6 protein-coding genes (1 of these 6 running past the window's edge) are annotated in these 3,994 nt (G+C 57.3%); all 6 read right to left on the minus strand.

What is annotated here, in order from left to right:
- Nucleotides 1-40: the 5' end (the start) of an acyltransferase domain-containing protein gene (locus QVO51_RS07190; RefSeq protein WP_022357832.1), read on the minus strand. 1,181 nt of this gene lie to the left of the window's left edge; only the first 40 of its 1,221 coding nucleotides appear in the window; the start codon lies at nt 38-40; its stop codon lies off the left edge, out of view.
- Complete coding sequence (locus QVO51_RS07195; RefSeq protein WP_015557265.1) at nt 30-245, minus strand: hypothetical protein; 216 nt, start codon at nt 243-245, stop codon at nt 30-32. The genes QVO51_RS07190 and QVO51_RS07195 overlap by 11 nt, the downstream gene beginning before the upstream one ends.
- A 16-nt stretch (nt 246-261) precedes the next feature.
- Nucleotides 262-480, minus strand: coding sequence for an acyl carrier protein (locus tag QVO51_RS07200; protein WP_022357833.1), 219 nt, complete (start codon nt 478-480; stop codon nt 262-264).
- Nucleotides 481-491: 11 nt separating this feature from the next.
- Entirely contained in the window at nt 492-2,069 is a 1,578-nt protein-coding gene (locus tag QVO51_RS07205; protein WP_022357834.1) for an AMP-binding protein, read from the minus strand.
- Nucleotides 2,066-3,271 (minus strand): beta-ketoacyl-[acyl-carrier-protein] synthase family protein, encoded by a 1,206-nt coding sequence (locus QVO51_RS07210; RefSeq protein WP_022357835.1) that lies wholly within the window; start codon nt 3,269-3,271, stop codon nt 2,066-2,068. The genes QVO51_RS07205 and QVO51_RS07210 overlap by 4 nt, the downstream gene beginning before the upstream one ends.
- The coding region (locus tag QVO51_RS07215) for a zinc-binding dehydrogenase (RefSeq protein ID WP_288167979.1) at nt 3,268-3,994 on the minus strand (727 nt) is incomplete at its 5' end. The genes QVO51_RS07210 and QVO51_RS07215, both read right to left, overlap by 4 nt.

Consider the following 3,994-nt stretch of genomic DNA (forward strand, 5'->3'; position numbering starts at 1 on the left):
ATCCGCTGAACAGTGCCAGCCGGTACCGCTCAGTTTCCATCGTTCACAGCCCGGAGAATATCCCCCACCCTGTCGCTGAGGGTCAGCTTAAGTTCATGCCCGGCAGCACTCTCCAGGTCAAAGGTCAGCATCATCACATCAAAGGAGTCCATCCCCAGGGTACCGATCACCGTATCCGGATCCAGTTCTCCCTCCAGCTGCACCTTGTTTTTTTGTAACAGTTCCTTCAGTTCATCCAGTGTCATAGGTTCCTCCTGTTTCTCAGGTACTGATGGCAGACATCAGATCCCTGACTGTAGTCATATTTCTGGCATCCTCCAGGCAGATATGCTTGGCAAAGGTCATTTCCACAGCGTAAAGCAGCTGCAGGAAGTCAAAGGAATTCATTCCGAGATCCGCCCCGAAGGATGCGTCCGGCGTGACCTCAGCATCCTCGTACCAGGACATGGAGCGCAGCAGCTCCGTCAGTTTTTCATCCAATACAATGCACCTCAGTTTCGTTTGATTTTATTGGTGGGCGTTTTCGGAAAGGGGGTATCCCGGAACAGCACCCGGTCGATCCGCTTATACATGGGCAGCGTGCCGTTGACCCTGTCCACCCCTGCCCGGATGGTCTCCTGCATGCCCGATTCCCCGTAAACCTCCGCCAGGATCAGTCCCGCCTGTTCATATACCAGTACCTCTGTCACTCCTGGCAGAACGGAAAGAGCAAGCTCCAGTTCCTCCGGAGAAACGTTCTCGCCGGAGGAGCGAATGATCAGATTCTTGATTCGCCCGGTAATGAACAGGCATCGGTTCTCATCCAGATATCCCTTATCTCCGGTTTTCAGCCATCCTGCCGCATCAAAGGCAGCCGCTGTTTCTTCTTCTCGGTTATAATATCCCAGCATCATGTTCCTGCCCTTGACCCGGATCTCTCCAATGCCCTCTGCATCCGGGGCAGCAATCCGCACCTGGTTGCAGTCAATGACGGGGCCGATACTCCCGAACACATTGCAGGCTATGATGTTCAGGGAGATGACCGGTGCGCACTCGGTCATGCCATAGCCGCACAGGACGGTAACACCCAGCTTCCAGAAAAACTCCGTGATCTCCCTGCTCAGAGCTGCGCCGCCGGATATCACATACCGCAGCTGCTCTCCCAGCATGGCACGGAATTTTGCAAAATAGATCCGCCGTTCCTCCACAGACTGCTCCAGGATTTCCTCCCCTTCTACAGCCTGCCGGTACGCCGGGTTCGGATCGTTCCGGATCTGCCGGCGGATCTGCCGATAGAAAAATTCCAGAACTGCCGGCACTGCCTGTATGTGTACCGGAGAAAACAGCTGCATATCCCGTGACAGTAGCATGCTGTCCCCGTTGATATAGATCTCCGCACCGCACAGCAAGGGGCCCAGCACAGAGGTGGTCCAGCCGAACATATGATGCAAAGGCAGACAAAGCAGGGAGGTGGGCGCCGGATACACTGCACGGGTGAAGGACACTGCGTCTGCCATCAGCGCCGACTGGGTCAGCATTACCCCTTTGGGCACCCCGTTGGAGCCGGAGGTATATACAATGCAATCCGGGGTTTCCGCTGCCGGGGATGCATCCGGTTCGGGAACATCGGCTTCTGTCCGGGGAGTTTGCAGAATCCGGCGGATCTCCTCCGCAGACAGTCTTGCCTCCGGCGCAAATGTCCCGTACAGCTTGTACAGCGCATCCGAAGCACCTTCCAGCAGGATCAGCATATCCGGCTGACAGTTTTGCAGAATCTGCTGCAGCTCCGCCTCACCAATATCCTTGTTGACTGGCACTGCTGTGTTGCCGCTGCATACCACAGCGAAAAAGGTCACGATGAACGGCAGGGAATTTTGCCCTGCAAACAGGATCTTTCTGCCGCTCTGCCCGGATAGCGTATCCGACAGGGCATATACCATGTCTGCAAAAGCTGCATAGCTGCATCGGCGCATCTGGGGCGCATCATAGCAAAAAGCAGGCTGCGCCCCATACTGCCGGGTAATGAAGCGGAGCATAGACGCAAAGCCCTCCAGCTCCGGAATGGGTGTATGCTGGGTTTCTGTAATCATGCAGGTTCCTCCCGTCTGAATTTCAAAGCCGCATTGTGCCCGCCGAATCCAAAGGATGCAGAAATGGCAGTGCGGATGGATACCTCACGGCTTTCCTCCGGCAGGCACAGACCGGGCAGGGGCGTACCTAGCAGATTGCCGTGTATCACCTGGTTGTGCAGGGAATATGCACAAACCGCCGCCTCAATGGCACCGGACGCCCCGATGGTATGCCCCAGTATCCCCTTCACAGAGGTAACGGGTATGGATGCCGCTCTCTCGCCGAATGTCTCCGTCAACGCCAGCTGCTCCGTCCGGTCGTTCACCGGCGTTCCGGTGCCGTGGGCATTGTAATAGTCAATCTGCTCCCCCACCGTCAGCTGCTCCAGCATCCGGATGATCTGTGTGGGGACAGGCGGCATCTGTACAATGTGATATGCATCACAGGTGGCTGCATACCCGGTAATCTCCGCATAGATCCTGGCACCCCGCTTCCGGGCGGATGCATATTCCTCCAGGATCAGGGCGCAGGCAGCACCCTCCGAAAAGAGAAAACCGCTGCGTTCCTGAGAAAAGGCACGGGGAATCCCGTCCTCTGCCTTTGTCAAAGCCCCCAGCACGTCAAAGGAACGGAGCATCATGCCCTCGTCGCATGCCAGATCGTCCGCACCGCCGCAGATTGCCATGCTGCCCCTGCCGGAACGGATGTGCAGATATGCCTCCCCAATGGCGCTGGTACCAGAGGCGCAGGCGGTGGATACCACCTGGCTGACCCCGTGAATGCCCAGCAGGATGGAAATCCACGCAGGCACCGAATTGGTCATGATCATGGGGTTTGTGCAGGGATGCATGGGTTTATGCTCCGTAACGGAACGATAGCCCTTCACCACCTCCTGGGAATGGGGCGCACCCACCCCGAAAAAGACTGCTGTGTCCGGATCCGGCTGCTCCAGTCCTGCATCCTTCAGTGCCAACAAGGCTGCCGCAGCCCCTGTGCAGGCATTCCGGGATGTCATAGCGGACATGCGAAGAAAGTCCCTGCCAAAGGGCTTGTAGTCCACCTCCGGAAAGGGCACATACCACCCGGTGGAAAGAGGGGCGCCCGTATACTCTGGTGGAATCCGCCGGATCACCGCCTCCTTTTTCAGCAGATGCTCAAAAAATGCCTTGCCGGTACCCATTGCTGTTATTGGTGCCAGCCCTGTGATTGCCACTCGGTTCATAAACAGTTCCTTTCCTCCAGCCAGCTGTCCGGCAGGATGCGCACTGCAAATTTTCCCATCAGATTTGTCCCCTGCTCCATGTCCTTGTGGGCATTCGGCAGCTGATCCCAGGGATATACCCGGCATACGGATGAAGCAAAGTCATACGTCTGCCGCAGACGAAGATATTCCTTCAGATTTTCCGGAGAGCCCGCATGACTCCCCTGAATCCGCTTCTGATAGATCCACAGGTGTCGAAGATCCACCGTTGCCAGATACCCGGTGGTGGCACCGCACAGCACCACCATGCCTCCCGGGGCGCAGACAAACAAAGATGTAGCAAGGGTGTCTCCCCCCGGATGCTCCAGCACTATGGCAGGGTTGATCCTGCCTCCGGCGATCTCATAGATCTCATTGCGAAACCGGGCTGCCTGCATGCTCCATCGGCGCATACCTGCTTCATCCAGCCCGGCGATGCTGCCCCAGTGGGTAAACCGGGTTCGGTCAATGTATCCGGCAGCTCCCATGGATTTGCAGTATGCACCACGCTCTGTGCCGGACACCACCGCAATGGGGATACCCCCGTAGGCTCTGGTCTGCTGAATGGCACTGGTGCCAAGTCCCCCTGCACCGCCCCAGATCAGCACCACATCCCCTTTCCGGATCCGATTTCCGTCCCAGTGACAGAGCATCCGGTTGACAGTAGTGCCGGTGGCGCAGCATACCGCCGCCTCATCCCAGTCC

Origin of the sequence: Ruminococcus sp. CAG:379 (genome assembly GCF_000434255.1) — a bacterium.
GTDB lineage: Bacteria > Bacillota > Clostridia > Oscillospirales > Ruminococcaceae > Ruminococcus_F > Ruminococcus_F champanellensis.